Consider the following 1,046-nt stretch of genomic DNA (forward strand, 5'->3'; position numbering starts at 1 on the left):
AACTTTAACCGTTAGTGATGGCGCGTTATCTGATAATGAAATCTTTACTATCAGTGTTACGCCAGTTAATGATGCACCGAGTATTACTTCAACAGCAGGCACAATGGCGACAGAAGATGTTCAATACAGTTATACCGCCAGTGTTAGTGACAGTGATGATAGTAATAATGGTGTGGATTTAACGTGGTCATTGACTAATGCCCCTACGGGAATGACCGTATCGTCAGTCGGTGTCGTTCAGTGGACACCCACCGAAGGCATATTAAGCTCAGGCGCGGTTACTTTAACCGTTAGTGATGGCGCATTATCTGATAATGAAATCTTTACTATCAGTGTTACGTCAGTCAATGATGCACCGAGTATTACTTCAACAGCAGGCACAATGGCGACAGAAGATGTTCAATACAGTTATGCCGCCAGTGTTAGTGACAGTGATGATAGTAATAATGGTGTGGATTTAACGTGGTCATTGACTAATGCCCCTACGGGAATGACCGTATCGTCAGTCGGTGTCGTTCAGTGGACACCCACCGAAGGCATATTAAGCTCAGGCGCGGTAACTTTAACCGTTAGTGATGGCGCGTTATCTGATAATGAAATCTTTACTATCAGTGTTACGCCAGTTAATGATGCACCGAGTATTACTTCAACAGCAGGCACAATGGCGACAGAAGATGTTCAATACAGTTATACCGCCAGTGTTAGTGACAGTGATGACAGTAATAATGGTGTGGATTTAACGTGGTCATTGACTAATGCCCCTACGGGAATGACAGTATCGTCAGTTGGTGTCGTTCAGTGGACACCCAACGAAGGCATATTAAGCTCAGGCACAGTTACTTTAACCGTTAGTGATGGCGCATTATCTGATAATGAAATCTTTACTATCAGTGTTACGCCAGTCAATGATGCACCGAGTATTACTTCATCAGCAGGCACAACGGCAATAGAAGATATTCAATACAGTTATGCCGCCAGTGTTAGTGACAGTGATGATAGTAATAATGGTGTGGATTTAACGTGGTCATTGACTAATGCCCCTACGG

General features: G+C 43.6%; 1 protein-coding gene. It reads left to right on the forward strand.

The annotated features are described in order from the left end of the window. A partial coding sequence (locus EPA86_RS18250) for a putative Ig domain-containing protein (protein WP_246058452.1) occupies nt 1–1,046 on the forward strand: 1,046 nt, incomplete at both ends.

The organism is Litorilituus lipolyticus (assembly GCF_006439335.1).
In the GTDB taxonomy this organism is placed as follows: Bacteria; Pseudomonadota; Gammaproteobacteria; order Enterobacterales; family Alteromonadaceae; genus Colwellia; species Colwellia lipolytica.